Annotated in this window: 27 protein-coding genes; 8 read left to right on the forward strand and 19 right to left on the reverse strand. The window is 74.7% G+C overall.

Going from position 1 to position 23588, the window contains the following annotated elements; all coding sequences use genetic code 11:
- Window positions 1-66 precede the first annotated feature (66 nt).
- Window positions 67-606: a TetR/AcrR family transcriptional regulator gene (locus FS882_RS05050; protein ID WP_158371548.1), complete on the reverse strand. Its 540-nt coding sequence runs from the start codon at window positions 604-606 to the stop codon at window positions 67-69.
- Between the two features lie 85 nt (window positions 607-691).
- Between FS882_RS05050 and FS882_RS05055 the strand changes: the two genes are divergently transcribed.
- The gene (locus tag FS882_RS05055) at window positions 692-1663 is read left to right on the forward strand and encodes an SDR family NAD(P)-dependent oxidoreductase (RefSeq protein ID WP_158371550.1); all 972 of its coding nucleotides are present in this window, start codon (window positions 692-694) and stop codon (window positions 1661-1663) included.
- Window positions 1664-1748: 85 nt separating this feature from the next.
- On the opposite strand, the gene FS882_RS05060 is transcribed toward FS882_RS05055, so the two are convergent.
- From FS882_RS05060 to FS882_RS05075, 5 genes are all read right to left on the reverse strand, one after another.
- Window positions 1749-2147: a hypothetical protein gene (locus FS882_RS05060; RefSeq protein ID WP_158371552.1), complete on the reverse strand. Its 399-nt coding sequence runs from the start codon at window positions 2145-2147 to the stop codon at window positions 1749-1751.
- A gap of 2 nt (window positions 2148-2149) precedes the next feature.
- Window positions 2150-2608, reverse strand: a complete 459-nt coding sequence (locus tag FS882_RS20870) for a hypothetical protein (RefSeq protein ID WP_187365140.1) — start codon at window positions 2606-2608, stop codon at window positions 2150-2152.
- 178 nt (window positions 2609-2786) lie between these two features.
- Window positions 2787-3308: a putative immunity protein gene (locus FS882_RS05065; protein ID WP_158371554.1), complete on the reverse strand. Its 522-nt coding sequence runs from the start codon at window positions 3306-3308 to the stop codon at window positions 2787-2789.
- A 42-nt stretch (window positions 3309-3350) separates the two neighbouring features.
- Window positions 3351-4106 carry a hypothetical protein gene (locus tag FS882_RS05070; protein ID WP_158371556.1) on the reverse strand — a complete coding sequence of 252 codons (756 nt, stop codon included), beginning with the start codon at window positions 4104-4106 and terminating at the stop codon, window positions 3351-3353.
- A gap of 1 nt (window position 4107) precedes the next feature.
- Window positions 4108-5031: an ABC transporter ATP-binding protein gene (locus FS882_RS05075; RefSeq protein WP_158371558.1), complete on the reverse strand. Its 924-nt coding sequence runs from the start codon at window positions 5029-5031 to the stop codon at window positions 4108-4110.
- A 79-nt stretch (window positions 5032-5110) separates the two neighbouring features.
- On the opposite strand from FS882_RS05075, the gene FS882_RS05080 reads away from it, so the two are divergent.
- The gene (locus tag FS882_RS05080) at window positions 5111-5764 is read left to right on the forward strand and encodes a TetR/AcrR family transcriptional regulator (protein ID WP_158371560.1); all 654 of its coding nucleotides are present in this window, start codon (window positions 5111-5113) and stop codon (window positions 5762-5764) included.
- A 42-nt stretch (window positions 5765-5806) separates the two neighbouring features.
- Here FS882_RS05080 and FS882_RS05085 read toward each other — a convergent pair whose 3' ends face one another.
- Together FS882_RS05085 and FS882_RS05090 are read right to left on the reverse strand one after the other, a co-directional pair.
- Complete coding sequence (locus FS882_RS05085; protein WP_262348077.1) at window positions 5807-6379, reverse strand: TetR/AcrR family transcriptional regulator; 573 nt, start codon at window positions 6377-6379, stop codon at window positions 5807-5809.
- Window positions 6376-7908: an MFS transporter gene (locus FS882_RS05090; protein ID WP_158371564.1), complete on the reverse strand. Its 1533-nt coding sequence runs from the start codon at window positions 7906-7908 to the stop codon at window positions 6376-6378. Before FS882_RS05090 ends, FS882_RS05085 begins: the two co-directional genes overlap by 4 nt.
- A 165-nt stretch (window positions 7909-8073) precedes the next feature.
- Between FS882_RS05090 and FS882_RS05095 the strand changes: the two genes are divergently transcribed.
- From FS882_RS05095 to FS882_RS05105, 3 genes are read left to right on the forward strand one after another with little or no spacing between them, the layout of a single operon-like run.
- A complete protein-coding gene (locus FS882_RS05095; protein WP_262348078.1) occupies window positions 8074-8919 on the forward strand; it encodes an ABC transporter permease in 846 nt (281 codons plus the stop codon).
- 19 nt (window positions 8920-8938) lie between these two features.
- The gene (locus FS882_RS05100) at window positions 8939-9715 is read left to right on the forward strand and encodes a hypothetical protein (protein WP_158371568.1); all 777 of its coding nucleotides are present in this window, start codon (window positions 8939-8941) and stop codon (window positions 9713-9715) included.
- Window positions 9712-10443, forward strand: coding sequence for a potassium channel family protein (locus FS882_RS05105; RefSeq protein ID WP_158371570.1), 732 nt, complete (start codon window positions 9712-9714; stop codon window positions 10441-10443). Before FS882_RS05100 ends, FS882_RS05105 begins: the two co-directional genes overlap by 4 nt.
- 103 nt (window positions 10444-10546) lie before the next feature.
- On the opposite strand, the gene FS882_RS05110 is transcribed toward FS882_RS05105, so the two are convergent.
- The 4 genes from FS882_RS05110 to FS882_RS05125 form a co-directional block, all read right to left on the reverse strand.
- Window positions 10547-11902 (reverse strand): flavin monoamine oxidase family protein, encoded by a 1356-nt coding sequence (locus tag FS882_RS05110; protein ID WP_158371572.1) that lies wholly within the window; start codon window positions 11900-11902, stop codon window positions 10547-10549.
- 106 nt (window positions 11903-12008) lie between these two features.
- Complete coding sequence (locus FS882_RS05115; protein ID WP_158371574.1) at window positions 12009-12563, reverse strand: TetR/AcrR family transcriptional regulator; 555 nt, start codon at window positions 12561-12563, stop codon at window positions 12009-12011.
- Between the two features lie 90 nt (window positions 12564-12653).
- Entirely contained in the window at window positions 12654-13799 is a 1146-nt protein-coding gene (locus tag FS882_RS05120) for an FAD-dependent oxidoreductase (protein WP_187365141.1), read from the reverse strand.
- Between the two features lie 33 nt (window positions 13800-13832).
- The gene (locus tag FS882_RS05125) at window positions 13833-14996 is read right to left on the reverse strand and encodes an ABC transporter ATP-binding protein (protein WP_158371578.1); all 1164 of its coding nucleotides are present in this window, start codon (window positions 14994-14996) and stop codon (window positions 13833-13835) included.
- A gap of 70 nt (window positions 14997-15066) precedes the next feature.
- Between FS882_RS05125 and FS882_RS05130 the strand changes: the two genes are divergently transcribed.
- The gene (locus FS882_RS05130) at window positions 15067-15507 is read left to right on the forward strand and encodes a TrkH family potassium uptake protein (protein WP_158371580.1); all 441 of its coding nucleotides are present in this window, start codon (window positions 15067-15069) and stop codon (window positions 15505-15507) included.
- Window positions 15508-15600: 93 nt separating this feature from the next.
- On the opposite strand, the gene FS882_RS05135 is transcribed toward FS882_RS05130, so the two are convergent.
- The 5 genes from FS882_RS05135 to FS882_RS05155 all read right to left on the reverse strand — a co-directional run bounded on the left by FS882_RS05135 (window position 15601) and on the right by FS882_RS05155 (window position 20022).
- A complete protein-coding gene (locus tag FS882_RS05135; protein WP_158371582.1) occupies window positions 15601-16275 on the reverse strand; it encodes a response regulator transcription factor in 675 nt (224 codons plus the stop codon).
- Window positions 16272-17633 carry a sensor histidine kinase gene (locus tag FS882_RS05140; RefSeq protein ID WP_158371584.1) on the reverse strand — a complete coding sequence of 454 codons (1362 nt, stop codon included), beginning with the start codon at window positions 17631-17633 and terminating at the stop codon, window positions 16272-16274. The genes FS882_RS05135 and FS882_RS05140 overlap by 4 nt, the downstream gene beginning before the upstream one ends.
- A 26-nt stretch (window positions 17634-17659) precedes the next feature.
- Entirely contained in the window at window positions 17660-18505 is an 846-nt protein-coding gene (locus tag FS882_RS05145; RefSeq protein WP_158371586.1) for an ABC transporter permease, read from the reverse strand.
- A complete protein-coding gene (locus FS882_RS05150; protein WP_158371588.1) occupies window positions 18502-19476 on the reverse strand; it encodes an ABC transporter ATP-binding protein in 975 nt (324 codons plus the stop codon). The genes FS882_RS05145 and FS882_RS05150 overlap by 4 nt, the downstream gene beginning before the upstream one ends.
- A 153-nt stretch (window positions 19477-19629) precedes the next feature.
- Entirely contained in the window at window positions 19630-20022 is a 393-nt protein-coding gene (locus tag FS882_RS05155; RefSeq protein WP_158371590.1) for a MerR family transcriptional regulator, read from the reverse strand.
- A gap of 66 nt (window positions 20023-20088) precedes the next feature.
- Between FS882_RS05155 and FS882_RS05160 the strand changes: the two genes are divergently transcribed.
- Window positions 20089-20778 (forward strand): SDR family oxidoreductase, encoded by a 690-nt coding sequence (locus FS882_RS05160; RefSeq protein WP_158371592.1) that lies wholly within the window; start codon window positions 20089-20091, stop codon window positions 20776-20778.
- 254 nt (window positions 20779-21032) lie between these two features.
- On the opposite strand, the gene FS882_RS05170 is transcribed toward FS882_RS05160, so the two are convergent.
- Both FS882_RS05170 and FS882_RS05175 read right to left on the reverse strand, forming a co-directional pair.
- Window positions 21033-21452, reverse strand: coding sequence for an arsenate reductase ArsC (locus FS882_RS05170; RefSeq protein WP_158371594.1), 420 nt, complete (start codon window positions 21450-21452; stop codon window positions 21033-21035).
- A 17-nt stretch (window positions 21453-21469) separates the two neighbouring features.
- A complete protein-coding gene (locus tag FS882_RS05175; protein ID WP_158372057.1) occupies window positions 21470-22420 on the reverse strand; it encodes a metalloregulator ArsR/SmtB family transcription factor in 951 nt (316 codons plus the stop codon).
- A 451-nt stretch (window positions 22421-22871) separates the two neighbouring features.
- Between FS882_RS05175 and FS882_RS05180 the strand changes: the two genes are divergently transcribed.
- Window positions 22872-23555, forward strand: a complete 684-nt coding sequence (locus tag FS882_RS05180; protein WP_158371596.1) for a hypothetical protein — start codon at window positions 22872-22874, stop codon at window positions 23553-23555.
- The last annotated feature ends 33 nt before the right edge of the window (window positions 23556-23588 follow it).

Below are 23588 nucleotides of genomic sequence, written 5' to 3' on the forward strand. Positions count from 1 at the left end.
GTGCGGTCGGCTCGCGACGACCGCCTCGCGGGGCCCGGTGACGCTGCGACGACTGATCGACCGACCTCAGTCCGGCCGGAGGCCCGCCTGCAGGACGGCCGCGATCGTCGCGCGGTCCTCCGGCGCGCCGAGCCTGGCGGCGTGCTCGAACCCGCAGACCAGGTGCATGAGCTGCTCCAGGGTGAGTCCCGGCCGGACGTCGCCGGCGCGCTGGGCGCGCTCCAGCAGGACGGCGGCGCTCCGCGTCAGCTCGGCCTTCGCGTCGCGGACCTCGGGGGAGGCGCCGTCGGCCGCCAGGAGCACCTGCTGCAGCCCGTCGTCCGCGAGCATCAGGTCCAGCACGGCGGAGAGGAACCCGTGGAACGCGGGACCTGCGGCGTCGACGGCCACGGCGGCGCGGGCGGCGTCGAGCGCCCGCTGGACGGTGCCCGCGGTGAGCTCCTCGACGAGGGCGTCGACCGTGGGGAAGTGCCGGTAGACGGTCCCGACGCCGACCCCGGCGGCGCGCGCGACGTCGTTGAGCCGGAGCGTGCCGCGGTCCTGGCCGGCGGCGGCCTCGAGGATGCGTTCGCGGCTGCGGGCGGCGTCGGCGCGGAGCGGGGACATGACGACCACCCTACCCGAAACGGATGAACCATCCGGTACGGTGACGATGACCGGATGACCTATCCACTTCATGACGGGGACGCCCATGACCGCGCACACCACCACCCAGCAGCCCACGACCGACGAGCCCCGCTGGGACCCGGCCCGCCCGCCGCGCCAGGACGGACGCACCGTCGTGGTCACGGGCGCCACCGCCGGCATCGGGTACTTCGCCGCCGAACAGCTCGCGGCCGCGGGCGCCGACGTCGTGCTCGCCTCGCGCTCCGCCGCCCGGCTGGCGGGGGCGCGGGAGGCGATCCTCGCCCGGACCCCGGACGCGCACGTGCGGACCGTCGTGCTGGAGCTCGGCTCGCTGGCGGCGGTCGACGCGGCGGCGGCGGAGCTCGCGGCGCTCCCGCGCCTCGACGGCGTGTTCCTCAACGGCGGCGCGATGTCCATGAGCACGCGCGCCCGCACGTCCGACGGCCACCCGCTGCTGCTCGGCACGCACGTCCTCGGGCACGTGCGGCTGCTCGCCGGGATCCTGCCCGCGCTGACGGCCACCGCCGTCGCGCACGGGGGAGAGGGTCGGGTGGTGCACGCCTCGACCGGCTTCGTCGCCCGTTTTCGGCCGGGTTTCGACGACCCCGCCCGGGTCCCGCGGCTCGGTGTCGTCGCGTACTCCCGGGCGAAGGCCGTCACGGAGGTGCTCGCGTTCGAGCTGGACCGGCGGCTGCGCGCGGCCGGGCGGCCCGTGGCCTCGGTGGTCACGCACCCCGGCGTGGGCGTGGATGCCCGGACGCCGCACCGCCCGGGCATCCGCGACGCGGGCACGCCCTACCGGCGCAATCCGTACACCCCGTGGGCGCAGGGCAAGGACGCCGCGGCCTGGCCCGGCGTCCGCGCGCTGACCGATCCCGGCGTCCGCGGCGGCGACTACGTGGCGCCCCGCGAGGGGATGCGGGGTCTGCCGGTGCGGGTGCCGACGCCCGCGCGGACCGCCGACCCGGGGGCCGAGGCGGTGCGCCGCGTCTGGGAGCGGGTCGAGTCCCTCGCGGGCGTCGAGCTGCGCGTCTGAGGAGCCGCCCGCCGGGGCGCCGGATCAACCCGGCGGCGTAGCCGGGTACTGCGCCCGCAGTACCCGGCCGCAGCGGGACAGCTCGTCAGGCCCGGTGTCCCGGAACGGCCTCGCGGTCCCAGTCGATCGCGAACCGGCGCGGCTCGAACCGCACCACCCAGACCGGCAGCCGCTCACCGACGTGCACGGGCCTCGGCAGCACCTCGGTGTGCGTCACCCGGGGCTCGCCGGGCGCGTCGATCCGCAGCACCAGCTCCGCCCGCCGCGGTCCGTCGCCGGTGGCGGGGAGCGCGGCGACCGCCTCGACCAGTGCGGTGGTGGGCACGCCGTTGTGCGCGCCCACCACCCCGCTGACCAGCGCGTCCTGGTACGCCCGGACGTCGTCCGTGGCCTGGACCCCCGCGCTCAGCGCGTCGGCCACGGAGGGCCGGCTCTGCGCCCGGCCCCACCGGACCAGGCGGACCAGGTCGCGCAGCGCCCCCATGATCAGGCGCGGCCCTCGCGCACGATCCGGCCCATCTCGCGGCCGACCGCGGGGTTGGTCTGGGCGCGGGCGGCGAACTCCTCGGCCGCCGCCGTCCACGCCGGACCGTCGACGCCGAGGCCTGCCGCGACGCCGGCGAGCGCACCCTGGTCGTAGCCCACCGCCTGCGACTGGGCGATCACGGTGGCGTACTGCTGCCAGGTCACCCCGTTGGCCGCGGGGGCGAAGGCGGCCTCGTCCGCGGACCCGCCCGTGTTGCGGAAGTCCGCCTCGGCCTGGGTCGCGGGCTGGGTCATCGCCTGGGCGACCAGCGCCTGCTGGTCGGCCGCGCTCATCCCGGCCACCCCGGCCGCGTGCGGGGCGCCGGAGGCCGCGCGCGCAGCGGCCACCGTGGCGTCGGCGTCGCGGCCCGCCTGCTGCGCGCCGCCCACCGCGTCCTTGATCCGGTCGAAGATCCCCATCGTGGTCCTTCCTCACGTCTCGGTCCTCGTCGGGGTCAGGCTTACCAAGCGCCTGGTCGGGAATCAAACGCAGGCGACGCCCGATGCCGGGGATCGACCCAGGTCAGCGTCCTGCGGGGCGTTGATCCGCCCGCGCGGGACGTCGAGGCGGCGCCCGCCCCGAGCGGGCGCCTCGCCCCTATGCCTGTGCCCGGATGGTCGAGTCCAGCGCGCTCATGAGCGCGGCGACCCGCGTGCTCCCGCGCGGCGCCTCCGGATACCGGAGCAGGATCTCCGGCAGCGGGGGAGCCGCCCGCTCGGCCAGGCGGCGCACGACCTCGTCCCCCGTCGCTCCCGTCCTCAGCTCGACCACCCGCGCCGCGCACGCGGCGGCACGCAGGATGTGCCCAACCTGGGTCGCCTCGGCGATCGGGTGGAGGTAGGCCGCCGCAGCCGCGTCGCCGCACGCGAGCGCGGCGAGCCGCGCAGGTTCCGTGGCGACGGATCGCGCCGCCCGGTGCGCGGCGAACGCCGCGGTGCGGTGCAGGGTCGAGCGGGCGGCCCCGTCGGCGAAGGTCTGCGCCGCGGCGATCGCGTCCCGTGGGCGGGGATCGTCCGGGGCGACGGCCTCGAACTCGGGGAGCAGGTCCCGGGCGCAGTCGACCGCGAACCGGACGACGGCGCGCAGCTCGTCCCCCGTCAGGTCGACCCGGTGCGCCATCTCCCCATCATCCCGCCCGCGCAAACGGCCGGGGGCCGGACCTCACGCGTCGCGTGTCCGGAGCGTGACGTGGGCGGCCAGCGTCGTCCAGAGGGTGAACACCGCCATCACCGCGAGCCCCGCGGGGCCCGTCAGCAGTCCGGTGCCGGTGGTCGTGTAGGAGGCCTGTCCGGCCGTCGTGGGCCAGTACGTCCCGGCGAGGTCCCCGAGGGCCCCGGGCAGCCCGGGTGCGAGTGCCGGCACGAGCAGAGCCACGGTCACGACGACGGCGAGTGCGCCCGAGGAGGAGCGCGTGATGGCGCCGAGCGCGACGCCGAGCACGGCGGTGAGCACCAGGTAGCCGATCGCGCACAGGACCGCCCGGACGGTGTCGGGATCGGTCAGGTCCGCCGTCGGCAGCCCCGCGGCGGCCAGGGCCGCCTGGCTCGCGCCGAGGCTGCACGCCACGGTGAGGACGGCGGTCGCCAGCGCGACCAGGGCGGTGACGCCGAGCTTCGTGACCAGGAGGATCGCGCGGCGGGGCGCGATCGTCAGGCTCGTGACGATCTGACCGGTCGCGTACTCGCTGGTGAACGCCTGGGCGCCCAGCGTCGCGACGAGGATCTGCCCGACGAGGATGCCCTTGAAGCTGACGCCGGTCGGGTCGAAGTCCGCGGGCAGGTCGGCCTGCCAGCCGGCCACGAGGCCGCTGATGCCGAGCAGGCTCACGACCACGGTGACCAGGACGGTGCCGGCAGCGAGGACCCAGGTGGTGCGGACGCTGCGGGTCTTGATCCACTCCGAGGCGAGGAGGTCCATGTCAGGCGGCGTCCTTCTGGGTCGAGGTCATGGTGAGGAAGACGTCCTCGAGCGAGTCGCGGACCGCGGTCAGCTCGGACAGCTCGATGCCGGCGGTGGCGGCGACGCGGCCGACGTGGTCGGTCGCGGTCCCCTCGACGTCGATCCCGTCCGCGCCGGCGGCGCCGGGTGCGGCCCGCAGCCCCGCGCGGGCGAGCGCGTCGAGGAGCCCGGCTCTGTCCGGCGTGCGCGCGCGGACGTGCTCGGTGGTGTGGTCGGCGATGAAGGCGGCCAGGGGCTGGTCCGCCAGCAGCCGTCCGTGGTGGATGACGACGAGGTGGTCCGCGGTCAGCTCCATCTCGCCCATGAGGTGGCTGGAGAACAGGACCGTGCGGCCCTCGGCCGCCAGGTCGCGCATCAGCGAGCGCGCCCACCGGATCCCCTCGGGATCCAGGCCGTTGAGCGGTTCGTCGAAGATCACGACGGCCGGGTCCCCGATCAGCGCGGTCGCGATGCCCAGCCGCTGCTTCATCCCGAGCGAGAAGTCGCCGGCGGGGCGGTTCCCGACGCCCCCCAGCCCGACCAGCTCCAGCATCTCGGGCACCCGGGACCGGGGCACGCCTCCGGCGCGCGCCACCGCCGCGAGGTGGTCCGCGGCCGCGCGGCGCGGGTGGACCCCCCGGGCGTCGAGCATCGCGCCGACGACGCGCATCGGGTGCGGCGTCTCCGCGAGCCGCAGGCCGCCCACCGTCGCCGCACCGCTGGTGGGCTTGTCCAGTCCGAGGAACATCCGCAGCGTCGTGGACTTCCCCGCCCCGTTGGGGCCGAGGAAGCCGGTGACGACACCGGGCCTCACGGCGAAAGACAGGCCGTCGACGGCGGTGAGGTGCCCGTAGCGCTTGTGCAGGGCGTGCGCCTGCAAGGTCACCGGGTTCATGGTCTGCATGGAGCGCGACACTACACCGTGTCGTGTAGATCTACACCGCACGGTGTAGCATCGGCGGCGAGCACCACGGAGGAGAGCGATGACGACGGTGGGCGACAAGCCCGTGCGCGAGGGCCAGGCGCACAAGCGTGCGGCGATCCTGACCGCCGCCAGGGAGCTGTTCGTGCAGACGGGCGTGGAGCGCACCAGCATGGATGCGGTGGCCGCGCTCGCCGGGGTGTCGAAGCGGACGGTCTACGACTACCACGGGGACAAGCGGCGCCTCCTGCTCGGCGTCGTGGAGGACGCGGGGGAGCGGGCACTGGCCACGCTCCGCGAGCTGGTCGCGCAGCACCTCGACGACGCGAGCATCGCGGACGTCGCCGAGCTCGACGAGGCGCTCACCGCGCTCGCCGCCGACCTCGGCCGCTCCCTGCTGCTGTCGTCGGACTACCTGGCCGCCGTCCGGCTGATCAACGAGAACGAGTCGCTGCTCCCGGAGCTCGACGACCACCCGCTGGACGAGGCCCACGCGCAGGTCCTCAGCGAGCGTGTGGGCCACTTCGCCCGCGCCGGCCTGCTCGACGCCGAGGAACCGGGGCTCGCCGCCGCGCACTTCCACGCCCTCACCGCGCTGCGCGTGCTCAACGAGCCGGCGCGCCGGCGCGCCGAGAGCGCGCACGTCCGGCAGATCATGACCGACGGCGCGCGTGCGTTCATGCGCGCCTACGGTGCGCGCGACGCAGGGGCGTGACCGGCGCGGCGGCTCGAGCGCGAGCCGCTGACCTCGTGCCGGCTAGGTGCGCGGCTCGGTGAGCGCGAGCAGGCCGTCGCGGGCGACGGCGACCGCATCGGCGTCGATGTACTGGCCGAGCGCGACGGCGGCCGCGACGCCTTCCGCGCCGAACTGCACGATGAGCGCCGTCTCCCGTGGGAGACCGTCGCGGGAGAAGGTCTCGTTCCACCACCGGGCGTCGTCGCGCAGGAGCTCGGCGACCTCCGGGATGACGTCGACGCCGTTCCAGTAGGCGGAGGGCGCGAACGCCGCGGTGACATCCTGGTTCGTTCCGCACAGCGCTCGCACGTACCCGCGGAGGACCTTGCCGGGGTGGTTCTCCGCGAGGTCGACGTGCCGCATCACCTCGTCGCGGAAGCGCCGCAGGCCGGTGTCGACGACGGCGATGATGAGAGCGTCCCGGTTGGGGAAGTGGTGCAGCAGCCCGCTCTTGGAGACCTCTGCCCGGGCAGCGACGTCGGCGAGGCTGAAGCCGGTGCCTCGCTCCTGCAGCAGGTGGCCGGCCGCGTCCACCAGCGCACGGCGGGTGCGCTCCCGGTCGCGGGTGGCGGGCTGTGTGCCGGAGGCGTTCACGATGCGATGTCCTTTGCGACCGGGGACGGGATGGTGCGCCAGGCGGTGACGGCGGCGACCGCCAGCAGCGCCGCGGCGATCAGCGAGGTGACCTGCATGGCACCGGTGAACGCGTGCTGGGCGTCACCCATGATGGCAGCCGCACCGGGACCCGCGTCCTGCAGAGCGACGGCGGCGCTGGCGAGGGAGTCCTGGACGGCCGCGCCGAGCTCGTCGGGCAGGGCGGTGACGTCGAGCCGGCTCCGGTACAGCGCGGTCTGGAGGGACCCGAGGATCGCGATGCCGAGGGCGACGCCGAGCTCGTACGCGGTCTCGGAGATGGAGGAGGCCGCCCCCGCGCGCTCCTTCGGGACCGCCCCCACGACCGCGTCGGTCGCGAGGGTGGTGGACAGGCCGGCGCCGAGTCCGCAGATCGCGATCGCCGCGCACAGCAGCCAGTACCCCGGTGCACCCTCGGCCCCGGCCAGGACGACGAGGCCGATGGCGGACGTGGTCATCCCGACCGCGATCGCCCGGCCGCGCCCGAGGCGGGCCAAGGCGGTGCCGGCCACGGCGATCACGAGCATGGAGGCGATGGTGGCAGGCAGCTCGACGAGGCCGGCCTGCAGCGGGCTGAGCTCGCGGACGAGCTGGAGGTACTGCGAGAAGAAGAACAGCAGGCCGACGAACGCGAAGATCGCGATGGTCTCCGCGACGACCGCTCCGGAGAACGCGGGGACCTTGAACAGCGAGATGTCGACCAGAGGGTGCGTGAGGTGCCGCTGGCGTCGGATGAAGAACGCGCCGGCGACGGCGCCGATCGCGGCGCTGACCAGGACCGAGGGGTCGAAGCCGCTGCCGGCGAGGTGCTTGATCGCGTAGACGATCGGCACGATGAAGGCCACGGACAGGGCCGCGGAGGCCAGGTCGATGCGGTTGGCCGCGGGGTTGCGCGACTCGGGCAGCAGGGCCAGGCCGGCCCCGACCACCACGAGCATGACCGGCACGTTCAGCAGGAACACCGAGCCCCACCAGAAGTGCTCGAGCAGGAGCCCGCCGACGAGCGGGCCGATCGCTGCTCCGCCGGTCGCGCCGGCGGCCCAGACGGCGATCGCCGTGGCCCGCTGACGGGGGTCGTCGAAGAGGTTGCGCAGGATCGACAGCGTCGAGGGCATGATCGTGGCCCCGAACACGCCCAGCAGGGCGCGCGCGGCGATGAGCAGCTCGGCGTTGGGCGCGAACGCCGCCAGGGCCGAGCTGACGCCGAACCCGATGCTGCCCAGCAGCAGCAGGCGCTTGCGCCCGAAGCGGTCGGCGACGTTCCCCATCGTGACCAGCAGCCCCGCCAGCATGAACGAGTAGATGTCGCCCATCCAGAGGATCTGGGTCGAGGTGGGCCCGAGATCGGCTGTCAGCGCGGGGATCGCGAGGGTCAGGACCGTCCCGTCGACGGCCAGGAGGACGACGGCCAGCGTCAGGACGATCAGCGCGAACCAGGCGCGGCGACCGGCGCGGACGGGTCCGGGCGCGCCGGAGGGGGTCGAGTTCATACCTCGATACTATACGATCCGGTCTGCAGAACCGACCGCATGGTCGGTTGGAGAGAGGTGGGACCGGTGGCCGTAGGGGTCGGAGAAGCGGACGTGGCAGCCCAGCGCCCCGGGGATCTCGCTGCCGATCGTGCGGCCCGGCTCGCGGAGGAGCCGTGGCGGGTCGTGAGCACGGCACCGGGCCTGTTCCGGGGGTCCGTGTCCTCGGTCCGCGGCATCGCCGCGCACGGCGAGCTGCTCGGGCTGCTGATCCGCCGGGAGATCAAGTCCCGGTACAAGGACTCCGTGCTCGGCTTCTTCTGGAGCACCACCCGGCCGCTGACGATGCTCCTGATCTACTGGCTCGTGCTCGGCAAGATCCTGGGGGCGCAGCGTTCGGTCCCGGAGTTCGCGATCTTCGTGTTCAGCGGGCTGACCGCCTGGCAGTTCTACTCGGAGATCGTCCAGCAGGGCACCGCTTCGATCGTGGCGAACGCGGGCCTGGTGAAGAAGGTCTACGTCCCGCGGGAGCTCTTCCCGCTGAGCACGCTGGGGTCGGCCACCTTCAACTTCGTCGTCCAGCTCGCGATCCTCATGGCGTTCACCGCGGTGCGCGGACAGTTCCCCACCGGCTCGCGATGGCTCTACGCGGCGGCGGGCATCGTGCTCCTGATGGTGCTCGGCACGGCCGTGTCGCTGCTGCTGTCGGCGCTGAACGTGTACCTGCGCGATGTGCAGCACCTTGTCGAGGTCGCCTTCATGGTCCTGATGTGGGCCTCGCCGATCGTCTACTCCTGGGGCCTGGTGACCCGTGCCACGCCGGACTGGGTCCAGGAGCTGTACCTGTGGAACCCGATGACCCTGGTGGTCTTCGCCTTCCACCGCGCCTTCTGGGTCGCGGGGGACGGCGAGCCGTTCCCGTCCGACCTGAGCCCGCGGTTCGCGGTCGCGCTGGTGGTCTCCCTCGTCCTGCTCTGGGTCGCGCAGCGGGTCTTCGCGCGCCTGCAGGGCAACTTCGCCCAAGAGCTCTGACCTCACCCGGAAGGTGCCCATGGCCCCTCGTAACGAGCAGATCCGCGCCGCCCTCGCCCGACGGCTCGCGCGCGCGGTCACCGCGGTGGCGCGCACGCCGACGCGGGATCCTCAGGCGTCCGTCGCGTTCCTCGCCCTCGACGGGTGCCTGCTCGGCTGGCGCGCCGGGGTGTACCCCGACGACCTCGAGTGGTGGAACCGCTCACTGGGAGCGGTCGCCGACTACGCGGGCGTCCCGCACCCGAGGCCGCGGTGGAGCGCGCCCTCCGAGCAGTGGGACCAGGTCGTCGTGCGCGACGACCGGCCGCTGGTCGACGCGGTGCTCACCCTGGTGCAGCACGGGGGCGTCGAGGCGCTGACGCTCACGCGCGTCGCCCAGGTCGCCGACCGGGACCCGCAGTGGTTGCAGAGCATGTACGGGTCGATCGACGAGCTGCTCGGCGAGGTGCTCGAGGAGGTCGTGGGCGACGGGTTCGACGACCTCGCACCCCTGCACCTGCACCCCACGCGAGCCGGCGTGGTCTCGATGCTCGACGTCCTCAGCGACGACCGCCGGAGCGCCGCGCTCCTGCGGCTGATGATCCTGACCGGCGTCGAGGCCGACCGCAGCGCGGCGGAGGCGGCTCAGTGCCTCTCGCCGGTGGTGCTGCCCGGCTGGCACCTGCTCGACCACGACGAGTGGACCGCGGCGCTCGCGATCGACGCCTGGGCGCTGGGGTCGGTGCCGTGGGGGCCCTATGCCACCGGGTTGATGGAATCCGCCGTCCTCGACGAGCTCCAGGCGATGATCCGGTGACCGGCCCGATCCTCGCGCAGGGTGCGCAGCCGGCCCCCGACCCCGGTGACATGGACGTGCGGGCGGTGTCGGGTCAGGTCCTCGTGGTCGGGCTCGGCGCGCTCGGCGAGTCGGTCGTGCGCGCCCTCGACGCCAGCGGGCTGTCGGTCCTGGGCGTGGACCACGACGCCGACCGGGTGGAGCACCTCGGCCTGCCCGCCGTGCACGCCGACGCCACCTCCGTCACGCAGCTCGACTCCGCCGGCGCGTTCGACAGCAGCGCCGCCATCATCTGCCTCGGCAGCGCCCTCGGTGCCGCCGTGCTCGCCACCGGCTACCTGGTCGACCACCACGTGCGCCCGGTCTGGGTGACCGCGCGCGACGCCCGCCACGGGCGCGTGCTCCGCAGCGTCGGCGCCGACCGCGTCCTGCATCCCGACCGCGACGCCGCTCTGGCCATCACCGCCGCCATGCTCCACCCCGGGGCCGACACCCTGCGCGCGTCCGCCGACCGGGTCGTCGCGATCGTCCCCGCACCCCCGGAGCTGCGGGGCCGGCACACGCTGGAGACCGCGCGCCACCTGTTCGGGGTGGACGTCCTCGCGCGGATCGGGCACGACGGGCGCCCGACGCCGCCGGCGCACTGGCTGGAGATCAGCCCCGGAGACCACCTCGTGGTCAGCGGACCGGACGCGCGGGTGGCAGGGCTCCGGGCGTGGACGACCTTGTCGCAGCTCCCCGGGGCCTGACGCAGCGGATCAGCGCCCCGACCCGCGGGTGCGTCCGCGACGTGGACGTGCGAGAGGTGCCTGGACGGGGGCGCCACCGAGGGGCCCCCGTCCAGGCGTCCGGTCAGCGCTCGCCGTCGAGCCGCGCGGCCACCTCCGCGGCCGCGCGCTGCCCGGACAGGATCGCCCCGTTCATCGTGCCGGACGTGGCGTCGGCCGTCTCGCTGCCCGCCCAGTGCACCCGACCGACCGGCTCGCGGAGGAAGCGCCCGAAGGAGGTCCAGCCCCCGGTGCCCACGGCGGGGTTCGGCCCGCCGGGCGCGAAGTCGTCGTTGCCCCAGGCGAAGTCGGTGTAGTCGATGTGCTGGCGAGCACGCTCGCCGTAGAGGTGGACGAGGTGACGCACGACGCGGCGGCGCCGCTCGGCCTCGCCGAGGCCGTCGAACCCGCGCGCGTCGCAGAACACCATCAGGATGCCCGGCCCGTCGGGGCCGGGGCTGACGTCGAAGGTCAGGAAGACGGTGCGGTCGTCGGAGACGCTCTCCCCGGACAGGCCGGCGTCCCGCCAGAACGGGCGGTCGTACGCGACGAACGCCTTGCTCAGGGCACCGAACCGCCAGCTGCGCGACATCCCGTAGTGCGGGGCCGGGAGCGCAGGGCTGAACTCGATGGTCGAGCGGTGCGCGGGCGCCGCCGTCACGACGACGTAGCGGGTGTCGATGCGGGCGTCACCGCTGTGCACGGTGACGCGGTCGTCGGCGGTCTCGATGCGCTCGACCGGAGAGCTCACGACGACGCGGGACCCCAGCGACTCGGCCAGCCCGCTGACCAGGGTGTTCGTCGTCCCCAGCACGCGGTCCTGCTGGTCCCCGCCCTCCACGGCGAGCATGTGCTCCAGGCCGCCCAGGGTCCGGATGTACCGCATCACGTTGAGCAGCGACAGGTCGCTGGGCGGGGCACCCCAGTGGACCAGGCAGACCATCGTCATGAACTTGCGCGTGTCCTTGAGGGCGCGCTTGGCGGTCAACCACTCGCCGAACGACATCTGGTCGTACTCGGCGGCGCGCGGGTGGTTCCACGGCTCGGCGACGGGGAGCTCGTCGACCATCTTCTGCAGCACCCCCATCACCCGGTTGAGGTCGAGCAGCACCCAGGGCGCGAGCGCGGTGGCGCTCTCCACCCGCCGCCGACCACCGAACGAGATCAGGCCCTTGCCCTCGTGGAACTGGGGGACGATCGTGCCGCCCAGACGCTTGACGAGATCGTGCACGGCCGTGTGGTCCGGGGCGATCCAGGTCGCGCCGGCGTCGACGGGGACACCGGCGACGGCTGTGGGGCGGATCCGGCCGCCGACCCGGTCCCGCCCCTCGAGGACCAGGACGTCGCGCCCGGCGCGTGCGAGCTCGTCCGCGACGGTCAGGCCTGCGAGTCCGGCGCCGACGACGACGACGTCGGCAGATCGGGTGGGGGGAGGGGTCATGGCGTGCTCCGTTCTCGCGACCGGCGGCCGCGTCGTCCGACGAATACTGGACTGACTTGTCAGTACAGTATCAGAGCGGTAGCAGCCCGACCCTCCGTGCGGCCGATCAGGCGGGGGTGACGGTGAGGTGCTCCAGCTCCGCGCGCAGGGCGGCGATCTCGTCCGGTTCGGGGCGCAGCCCCCAGCCCGCGAGCAGGCCGGCTCCTTCGATGGACGTCAGGACGACGGTCCGCGCCCCGAGGGAGAGCCCGTCCTGGGCCATCTCGCGCTTCCACCGGGCGCCGTCCTCCGCGACGATGTCCGCGACGCCCGGGGCACTGGCTAACGCGGCCACCAGGAACAGGCGCTCGCCCACGGCGTCGAGGCCGTCGCCGTCCAGCGACGCGCGGACGAAGGCGCGGGCGAGGCGGCCCGGCGCCGGGCCGTCCTCGATGACGTCCCGCACCGCCTGGTCGAACCGGGCGAAGACATCGCGTGCCAGGGCGAGCCACAGTGTGTTCTTCGAGCTGTAGTGGTAGATCACCGCCCCGCGCGTCAGGCCGGCGGCAGCCGCCACGTCGTCCAGCGTCGCGCGTGAACCCTGTGCCACCACGACCCCCTTGGCGGCGTCGAGGATCAGCCGCTTGGTGTCCTGGGGGGCTCGGCCTGCTGTTCGTCCCATGCCTCTCACTTCCGGATGCTGGTGCTGGGTTGCGGGGCCCAGTGTGTCAAGGGTCGGGTGCGCGAGCGGCGCGGGCCGCTCGCGCACCCGTCAGGCTCGAGCGGTGCGCCCGCGACGGAGGAGCCGGTTGGCCGTCGCCGGGACGGTCGCCAGCAGGTCGCCGAACCCGCCGGCCAGCGCCGCTGCGCGGCTCGTGCTGCGCGTCGCGGTGCTGAGCTCCACGGCCCTGGCGGTGATGCTCTGCGCGGTCTGCGCGAACGGCCGCATCTCCGCCTCGAACCTCGCGAAGGCAGTAGTCAGGTCATCCGACTCGTCCAGCGCCTCGGCCAGCGCCTTCGCTCCGGGCAGCGACGCGTGGGCGCCCATGCCCGAGACCGGGTCGATGCAGTGGGCCGCGTCGCCGAGCAGCACGACGCGGCGCGTGGACCACCGCGGCAGGCGGACCTGCGAGAACCGGGTGAACTTCACGTCCTGCGACACGCGAGCCGCCTGCGCGACCACCCTCATGTCCGGGCCGAGGCGCTCGACCACGTCGCACACCCGCTCGACCAGCCGGGGCGCGTCCAGCGGGGTGTCGTCCGCGACCGGCACGAGCGTCATGACGGACGTCTGGTACGTGTCCATGTAGGGGTAGATCAGCGACAGCGTCCCCTCGCGCGGTGCGATCACCGCGCGGCCGCCGGGGAGCGGGACGTCGGCGTTGATCCACACGTGCGTCAGCCCGTTCCGGTACACGCTCTGGGACTCCGGCGCCACGGTCAGGCTGCGCACCGTCGAGTGCAGCCCGTCCGCCCCGACCACCATGTCGAAACCCTCGGACGAGCCGTCGCTGAACCGCGCCACCACCTCGTCGGTCCGGTGCTCCAGCGCCTCCAGGCCGAGCCCCATCCGCCTGTCGACGGCAGCGGGGACGTGTGCGGACAGCCGCGACAGCAGCACCGCGCGCCGCGCCAGCCGCCAGCCGTCACCGGTGTCGATCGTGAGCTCCCGCAGCCGCCGCGCGCCCCAGCGGAACGACACCTCCGGGGCGGCGAACGTCGCCTCCTCCAGGATCCCGGCCCCGCCCATCACGCGCAGCACGCGCGACGCCTCGGCGTCGAGCTGCAGCAGGTAGCTGCTGGGGTAGGGGTCGAGCTCCTTGTCGACCAGGACGACGTCCCACCCGTACCGGTCGAGCCACCACGCCGCGGCGCAGCCCGCCAATCCAGCGCCCACCACCAGTGCCCGACCGTTCACCACGACGTCTCCTCTCAATACTGTACTGACACGTCAGTATAGTTCACGAGCGGGGTCGTGGATGCGCAGAGCACGCACCAGCTCGCGGTACAGCTCGTCGTGGACCAGCAGCTCGTCGTGCGTTCCGCGCGCCCGGATGCGACCGGCCTCGAACACCACGATCTCGTCCGCCTCGAGGACGGTGGACAGCCGGTGGGCGATCGTGATGACGGCGCGCTCCCGGGCGACCTCGGCGATGACCTGCTGGACGGCCGCCTTCGTGAGTCCGTCGACCTGGGACGTGGCCTCGTCCAGCAGCAACGCGTCGGGCGCGTGGAGCGGGGCGCGCGCCAGGGCGATCCGCTGCCGCTGCCCGCCGGACATCGTCGCGCCGATCATCGGCGTGTCCAGCCCCTCGGGCAGTCCCTCGACGGTCTCGGTGAGGCCGACGGCGGCCAAGGCCGCCCACTGGGCCTCGTCGTCGGCGCCGGGGGTCGTCAGGGTGAGGTTCTCCCGCACCGTCCCGGGCACCACGGGGGTCTCCTGCTCCACGTACGCGAAGCGCGCGCGCACCTGAGCCAGGGAGAGCTCGTCGTACGGCACGCCGTCGAGCAGGATCCGCCCGCCGTCCGGGTGCAGGAACCGCAGGATGAGAGACAGCGTCGTGGTCTTGCCGGCCCCGGAGGGTCCGACGAGGGCGATGTGACCCCGCCGCGGCACCACGAGGTCGAGGCCCTCGACCACCGGGGCGGCGGACGGCGCGTACCGGGCGCGCACGCCCTCCATCACCAGCAGCGGCACCTCGGGCCGTGCGCCCCTGCCGACGTCGCGGGCCGCGCCTGCAGGGCCGTCCTCGGCGGGCATGGCCTGGACCTCCGCGATGCGGCCGGCCGCCGCGATCCCCGCCTGCAGCTGCGTGACGTTCGAGGCCAGGCTGGTCACGGGCTCGAGCAGCTGGAACGCGTACATCATGAACGCCACCAGGCTCGACACCGTCAGCAGGCCCGAGTCCACCCGGGCTGCGCCCAGAGCCAGCACCACGATCACCGCCAGCTGCATCCCGCCGCCCGCCACCGTCCAGGCCGCGGCCTCGATGCGCACCGACCGCACGCTGTGCCGGGCGGACGCGCGGGCGGCGTCGGTGACGCGGGCTTGGTGCGCGCGCTCGGCCCGCCCCGCCTTGATCGTGCGGATGGCGCGCACCGCACCCTCGAGCAATCCGCCGAGGGTTCAACAGCATCGACGTCGCCGGCATGAACGAGGGCACTGGCTGGCGAACGACGTGCTGATGTTCATCGGCGGGGGGAGTGCGGGCACCGCCGGCGGGATCAAGATGACCACCTTCGCCGTCCTGCTCTTCGCGATCTGGTCGGAGCTGCGCGGCGACCCGGACGTCACGGTCTTCCGCCGGCGCCTCTCCTCGGCGACGCAGCGCCAGGCGCTCGCCGTGGCGCTGCTCGGCGTGGCCGCCGTGGTGGGCCCCGCGGTGCTGATCACGATGACGTCGCCGTTCACGGGGGACCAGGTGCTGTTCGAGGTGGTCTCCGCCTTCGGCACCGTCGGCCTGTCGACCGGGATCACCGCCGACCTCGCGCCGTGGCACCAGCTGATCCTCGTCGCGCTGATGTTCGTGGGCAGGCTGGGACCCGTCGCGCTGGGCGCGGCGCTGGCGCTGCGCGAGCGACGGCGGCTCTTCCGGTACCCGGAGAGCGCGCCGGTCATCGGGTGACGCCCCGAGGGGGTGGCGGCCTCGGCGGTGCCGCTCGGCGCGGACCGCGGTCTCACCCTCTGTCCCGGCCGGGTGCGGCACGCGCGGGAGACGTCAGGCGCGCCCGACGTGCACGAGACCCGTCTCGTAGGCGAGGACGACGGCCTGGACGCGGTCACGCGCCCCGAGCTTCGGCAGGATGCGCGCCAGGTGGGTCTTCACCGTCGCCTCCGACACCTGGAGCTGGACGGCGATCTCGCCGTTCGAGCGGCCCTCGCCCACGCAGCGCAGCACCTCGAGCTCCCGCGGGGTGAGCACCGCCAGCCGCGGGTCCACCCCGTCGTCCGACCGGGTGCCGCGCGCGGGCAGGGCGCGGGAGAACATCGCGAGCATGCGCCCGGTGATCCGGGGGGAGACCACCGCGTCGCCGGCCGCGACCGTCCGCACCGCCGCCACCAGCTCGGTCGGCGCGGCGTCCTTCACGAGGAACCCGCTGGCGCCGGCCTGCAGCGCCGCGAAGGCGTACTCGTCGAGGTCGAACGTGGTGAGGGCGAGCACCCGCACGTCGGGGTCGGCCGCGACGATCTCCCGTGTGGCCTCGATGCCGTCGGTCCTCGGCATCCGCACGTCCATGAGGACGACGTGCGGCCGCAGGGCAGCTGCCTGCTCGACGGCCGCGCGCCCGTCGCCCGCCTCGCCGACGACCTCCAGGTCGCCGGCGCTCTCCAGCAGGAGGCGGAAGCCCATGCGGACGAGTGCGTGGTCGTCCGCCAGCAGCACCGTGGTCATGCGTTCCCCTCCGCGTGCGGCAGCACGGCCCGGACGCGCCAGCCGGTCCCGTGCGGACCGGCCTCGACGGTGCCGCCGAACGCCGCGGCGCGCTCGCGCATCCCGAGCACGCCCCGCCCCGCGCCCGCGCCTCCGGGGATCGCACGTGCGTCCCCCTGGTCGGTCACGACGAGCTCCACCGACCCGGCGGTCCGGCGCACGGCGAGCGCGGCGCCCGCGGTCCCCGGCGCGTGCCGCAGCACGTTCGTCAGCGCCTCCTGCGCGATGCGGAACACCGTGAGCTGCAGGGCAGCGGGGAGCGTGGCCAGGCCGCGGTCGTCGAGTCCGGTCGCGTGCAGCGCGAGGCCCGCGGTGCGGAACCGGTCGGCGAGCGCCCCCAGGTCCCCGGTGCCGGGCTGCGGGGTGAGCGGCGCCCCCGGGCCCGCCGCGCCGCCGGGCTCGTCCTCGTGCAGGACGTCCAGGACCCGGCGCATGTCGCGCAGCGCCCCCTGGCCGGTCGCGACCAGCTCGCCGAGCGCCGCCCGGGACCGGTCCGGTGCCTGGTCCAGCGCCGCGGCCGCACCACCGCCGAGGGTCACCATCACCGAGACGCTGTGCGCGACGACGTCGTGCATCTCGCGGGCGATGCGTGCGCGCTCCGACGCCCGGGCGAGCTGCACGCGCTGCTCCTGCTCGCGGGCCACCGCGTTCGCCTGCTCGACGAACGCCGCGAGGTGGAGCCTCCGGTTCCGCACGCTCGCACCGGTCGCGACGGCGAGCAGCGCGAGCACGACCACCGGCGCGGCGGTCTGGAACCAGACGGTGCCCCGGAGGTCGCGGCCCGCCCCGTCCGGGTCGAGACCGGCCGCGAGGGCGCCGACGACCGGCGGCAGCGGGAGCAGCCACGCGGCCAGGAGCAGCGAGGTGACCGTCCCGGCGAGCACGGCCCACGTGACCGCCGGGTCCCGACGGGTGGCGACGGTGAACAGCGCGACCGCCGTCCCGACCTCGAAGCCCGACGTCGCGCCGGTCGCCGCCAGCGCCCCGACCCCGAGCAGCGCCATCGCGACGGCCACGGGCACCGGCCGGCGGCGTCGTACCAGCAGCGCGATCGCCCCCGCCACGGTCAGCCCGAGGGAGGCGAGCTGCATCTGCAGCACCCGGTCGCCGCCGAACCGCGCGTACAGGGAGTACATCGAGTCAGCTCCGACGCCCAGCAGCAGCGCCCACCCTGCGAAGCCGGCGGCCACGAGCAGGTCCACCACCGCCGGGCGCCGCCGCAGGAACCGGCGGACCGGTCCGAGCGGGCGCGCGGACAGCTCGGTGAAGATCGGCGGGGTGGTCAGCCCGTCCTCGTCGGTCCTGTCCTGCGCGGCCACGTCCGTACTCTCCCAGACCTGCCGCGTCAGGCATCCCGTCGGCGCAGCAGCACCGACGCCGCGACCAGCACCACCGCCACCCAGGCGAGCATCACGCCGTAGCCCTCCCAGGGCGACAGGGTCGTGGTGCTCGACGTGGTGATCACCGACCCGACCGCGTCGGACTGCAGCAGGCGGTTGCCCGCGCTCGCCGGCAGGAACGACGCGAACGTCTGCAGCGGCTTCCACGGCACCGCGCCCAGGCCGTTCTCCAGGACGAGCAGCAGGCCCAGCACGGTCGCGATCCCCGCCGCCGAGCTGCGCACGATCGCGCCGATGCCGAACGCCAGGGCCGTCGCCGCACCGAGGTACAGCGGGACGCCCAGCAGGATCCGCAGGTCGTCCGCACGGGTCAGGTCGATCGACATGCCCGTGCGCTCGAACCACGGCGTCCCGGCCGCCCACGCGAGCGCCACGCCGAGCAGCGAGGCGACCATCACCACGGCGACCGTGACGAACAGCTTCGCCCACAGCGCCGGGAGCCGACGAGGTGCGGCGGTCAGCGTCGACCGGATCTGCCCGGTGCCGTACTCCCCGGCGATCGACAGCACCCCGAGCGTGCAGAACACCAGCTGCGTCAGCGCGACGCCGGACGTCACGTACACCGCGCCGACGAGGTACGGGGAGCCGACCGCCTCGGGCACCGCGGAGATGCTCGAGAAGCGCATCGCCGCGAACGCCGGGAGGAACGCGACACCCACCAGCAGGGACCACCACGTCGAGCGCAGCGTCCGCAGCTTGATCCACTCGGCGGCGACGAGGCGGGGGAACGTCACCGGCTGCGCGACGGGCGTGGAGCGCGCGGGCAGGTCGGCGAGCGTGAACGTGGTCATCGGGCACCTCCGGTGGTGCGGGTCGTCCGGGACGTGGGGGAGGTGCGGTCGTCGACCGCGTCGGGCGAGCCCGAGCGGTACTCCACCTCGGTCGCGGTGAGCTGCATGTAGGCGTCCTCGAGGGAGACCTGGACGGGGGCCAGCTCGTGCAGCACGACCCCCGCGCCGGTGGCGACCTGCGCGACCTCCGGAGCCTCCGCCCCGGTCACGTCGAGCAGGTCGGGCCCGGCGGGCGCGACCTCGACGCCCGGCAGCGCCCGCAGCGCGGCCGCCAGCTCCTGCGCCATCGGCGTCCGCACCCGCACGACCCGGGTCCGCGCTCGCTCCACGACCTCCGCCACGGGCGCGTCCGCGAGCACGCGCCCGCGGCCGAGGACGATCAGGTGGTCCGCGGTCAGCGCCATCTCGGACATGAGGTGCGACGACAGCAGCACCGTCCGGCCCTGCGCCGCCAGGCCACGGAGCAGGTTCCGCACCCAGACGACGCCCTCCGGGTCCAGCCCGTTCACGGGCTCGTCCAGGATCAGGGTCCGCGGGTCGCCGAGCAGCGCCGCGGCGATGCCGAGCCGCTGGCCCATGCCCAGCGAGAACGTCCCGGCCCGCTTGCGCGCCACGGGCAGCAGGCCGGTCTCCTCCATCACGGTCGTCACGCGGCGCGGGGCGATCCCGTGGGTCGCCGCCAGCGCCAGCAGGTGCGCCCTCGCGGACCGTCCGCCGTGGACGGCCTTCGCGTCGAGCAGCGCCCCGACCTCGCCCAGCGGGGCGCGGTGCTCCGCGTAACGGCGGCCGTTCACGGTGACGGAACCGGCGGTCGGGCGGTCGAGCCCCACGATCATCCGCATCGTCGTGGACTTCCCCGCGCCGTTCGGACCCAGGAACCCGGTGACCGCACCGGGTCGGACCGTGAAGCTGATGCCGTCGACCGCCACCTTCCCCTCATACGTCTTGGTCAGGCCGGTGGCCTCGATCATGCGTCCTCCTCGCTCGGTGTCCTCCGAACGTAGGAGCGAGGCCTGCGGCGCCGGGACCTCCGGCGGGACGAGATGCGGTGGGCGCCCGGGTACAACGGCTGGATGACAGCGTCATCCCGGGGGCCCCACCGGCGGCCGAGGGTGCTCGCGTCGTCACGACGCGGTCGCGCACCCGCTCTCGCCGGCGTACCGGCCCTGACCCGCGCGGTTCGCCCGCCCGTGCCGGATCACCTCGTCGAGCCTGTCGCGCGTCGCGGTCAGCTGGTCGAGCTGGCCCTGCACGCGGGCGCGCTCGGCCAGCAGCCGGTCGAGCATCTCCTCGGTGAGCCCGCCGTGCTCCATGCAGGGCAGGATCCGCAGCACGGCCTTGCTGCTGAGACCGGCGGCGTAGAGGTGCTGGATGAACGTGACCCGGTCGACCGCCTCGGGGGCGTACCGGCGCTGGCCGCTCGGGCTGCGCTCGGCGGTGAGCAGCCCCTGCTCCTCGTAGTAGCGCAACGCGCGCACGCTCACGCCGGCCCGTGCGGCGACCTCCCCGATGCGCATCCGTCTCCTCGACCGCTCGACCTGGACTTGACCCTGACGTCAACGTCAGGTCCTAGCGTGCCAGACATGACAACCGCACTCATCACCGGGGCCAACCGCGGCCTCGGCCACCACTTCGCCGCCGAGCTCCTCGCCCGGGGGGCGACCGTCTACGCCGCCGCCCGCGAGCCCGCGACGATCGACCTCCCCGGCGTCCGGCCGGTGGCCCTGGACGTGACCGACCCCGACGCGGTCGCTGCGGCCGCCGAGCTGGCCGCCGACGTCGACCTGCTCGTGAACAACGCCGGCATCTCGACCGGGTCGCGGCTGCTCGGGGACCTGGACGGCGTGCGCGCCGAGATGGACGTCAACTTCTGGGGCGCGCTGTCGATGGTCCGCGCCTTCGCCCCGGTCCTCGCGGCCAACGGGGGCGGGGCGATTGTCAACATCGCCTCCGCGCTGTCCTGGTTCGCCGCTCCGGGTGCCGGGGCGTACGCCGTGTCCAAGGCGGCGAACTGGAACATGAGCAACGCCCTGCGGCTGGAGCTCGCCGCACAGGGCACGCGGGTCACCTCCGTGCACCTCGGGCTGGCGGACACGGACATGGCGGCGGGGCTCAAGGGGCCGAAGACCGACCCGGCGGTGGTCGTCCGCACCGTGCTGGACGCCGTCGAGGCGGGCGACCTCGAGGTCGTCGTCGACGAGTGGAGCGCGACGGTCAAGGCCTCGCTGGCGGGCGACCCCCGCGCGTTCTACGACCGCTTCGGTCCGGCCTGAGCGGAGCGGCGGCCCGACGGGCGGAGCAGCTCGGCAGCGTCATCGGCCGCCGGAGAGATGCGGGTGCCCGGCGGGAGGGTCGGGATCTCCGACGTGGTCGCCGAGGACCACCTGACCCCCGAGCAGCGGGCGGAGCGCGGCTCCTCCGTCGGGTGCATCGCCGGGGCACCCGGTCGCCGAGGGCATGCACGGCGCGATCGTGCGCGCCCGCAAGCCCGGGCCCTCGGAGGCGTGAGGCGCCCCCGACGCGGGGGTCAGGCGGTGACGGGCTCGACCCCGAGCTCGGACAGCAGGGTGAGGACGCGGCCGCGGATCTCGTCGCGGATCGGGCGGACCGACTCGATGCCCTGGCCGGCCGGGTCGGCCAGGGCCCAGTCCTCGTACCGCTTGCCGGGGAAGATCGGGCAGGCGTCGCCGCACCCCATGGTGATGACGACGTCGGACGCCTTGACCGCGTCGGTGGTCAGCACCTTGGGGCGCTCGGCGCGGATGTCGATGCCCTCTTCGAGCATCGCCTCCACGGCGACCGGGTTGATCTGCTCGGCGGGCATCGACCCGGCCGACCGGACCTCGACGGCGCCGCCGGACAGGTGCCGCAGGTAGCCGGCGGCCATCTGGGAACGGCCGGCGTTGTGCACGCAGACGAACAGGGCGGACGGCTGGGTGTCGGTCATCTCGGTCTCCACGTCGGTCAGGCGGTGGGCGGGGTGAGGTCGGGCAGCAGGTCGGTGAGCAGGGCGCGCACGCGGCGGTCGATCTCGTCGCGGATCGCCCGCGCCCCGGTCTCGGACGCCAGGGCGGGGTCGCCGACGACCCAGTCCTCGTACCGCTTGCCGGGCAGGACCGGGCAGGTGTCGCCGCAGCCCATCGTGATGACGACGTCCGCGGCGCGGACCGCGTCGTCCGTCAGCGGCTTGGGGAACGCCTCGGGGTCGGCGCCGAGCTCGGCGAGCAGCGGGCGGACCGCGGCGTGCACGTCCGCCGCCGGCGCGGACCCCGCCGAACGGACCGCGACCGCGTCGCCGGCGTGGTGGCGGAGCAGGGCGGCGGCGAGCTGGGAGCGGCCGGCGTTCGCGACGCACACGAACAGCACCTGCGGGCGGGCGTGCGCGGCGCGCGTCGCCCGAGCGGTGTCGATCAGGCGCTGGCGGGCGAACCGCTCGGCGTCGACCAGCAGGCGCGACCCGGCGCCCGAGGACCGGGCCAGGCCGGTGTAGGACTCCCGGACCACGCTGAGCACCGCGCCGGGGTCACGGTCGGGGAACGCCGCGGCGAGCCGGTCGGCGATCCGCGCCAGCGCGTCGTCGGCCTCGGCGGGCCCGGCCGGCGCGGCCGCGCTCGCGGCGTCGACGGCGGCGGGGGCGAACGAGTCCAGCAGGGTGGTGACCGCGACCCGCAGCGCCGGCCGCACCCGGTAGTACACCCAGGTCCCGCGGCGCTCGGACGTCAGCAGCCCGGCCTGCTTGAGCCGCTTCAGGTGGTGCGAGACGGTCGGCTGCGAGACCTCGGCGACCGTGGCCAGGTCGCCCACGCAGGCCTCCCCGGCCGGGGACGTCGCGATCAGCGACAGCATCCGCAGCCGCAGCGGATCACCCAGGGCCCTGAGGGTCCCGGCGACGTGCGCGGCGGCGTCGGCGCCCATCGCGTGGTCGGCGGGCGAGGTCGGCGGCGTGCGGGCGACCTCGACGGGGCGATCGAGCGCCGGAAGGTGGCGGACCGGCTCGGTCGCGCGCTGGTTCGACACGGCTCTATATTGACATGCGTCGAACCCGCGTGGCGACACCGGTAGCCGGGCCACCCCCTCGGGCAGGTGTTGCTGCCGTACCCGTTCGGGGCCGTGGTCATCGCGGTGGCGGTCGACCTGGTGACGAACCTGGGTCGGCCGGGCTGACCGGAGTGCGCCGGACCGCGCGGTGGGCGCCGGGTCGGCGACCGACGGGGTGGTGACGCCCGGCGGGGGGAGCGGCTGCGCGACGTCGACGTCGGCCGAGCGCTGACGAGGACGACGCGCACGTGGAGGTCCTGCGGCGATCGTCCCGGCGTGAGGTGGAGTCACGGGCCCGCGACCGCGGGACGCCCCTAGTGTGCGCGGCGTGGACCACTCGACAGGCACGGGGTGGCTGGTCGAACCGGCCACCGTCCTCCCGGCCGACCCCGTGCGCGCCGCCCGCTGGCACCGCTGGGGACGCGCGCTGCGGTGGTCGGCCGGCGCGTCGTTCGTCATCACCGTGCCCGTCGCCCGGTGGGCCGTCGTCGCGACGCTGCCGGTGGTCGTCGGCGACGTCGTGGTGCAGCCGACGTACGCGGGCGCCGTCCTCGCTGCGCTCGGCAGCGTCGCGGCGGTCGTCGGGTCGCTGGCGGAGCTCCGGGCGGAGGACCTCGGCGCCCGACCCGGGAGCCGTCGGTGGTACGTGCGGTGGCCGGTGAACGCGCTCAAGGCGGTCGCCGTGGTCGTCGCGTGGTGCGCCGCCGCCATCACGTTCTGGTGCGGGACGTTCTCGTCCGACCTGCGGGTGCTCGACCCGGCGAGCGCCGGCGGGTGCCGGGTGGCGGTCCTGCAGGACCTCGGCGGCGGCACGATCGCCGTCCTGCCTCCGGGTGCCACGAGGCCGGAGGCGGTCGGTTCGTACGCGTCAGACGACGGCTACGAGCCGATCTCGCGCGGCACCTACGCGCTCACCTGGGACGGCGAGACCGCCGAGCTCGAGCTGCGCGGCACCGAGCACGACCGGGTGTGGCAGGACGGCGCCGAGCGGATCGACTGCTCCGCCTTCTGACGCGCCGACGGGCGAGCGCCGGTGATCTCTGCC

Source organism: Cellulosimicrobium cellulans, assembly GCF_007679345.1.
Taxonomy (GTDB): Bacteria; Actinomycetota; Actinomycetes; order Actinomycetales; family Cellulomonadaceae; genus Cellulomonas; species Cellulomonas cellulans_A.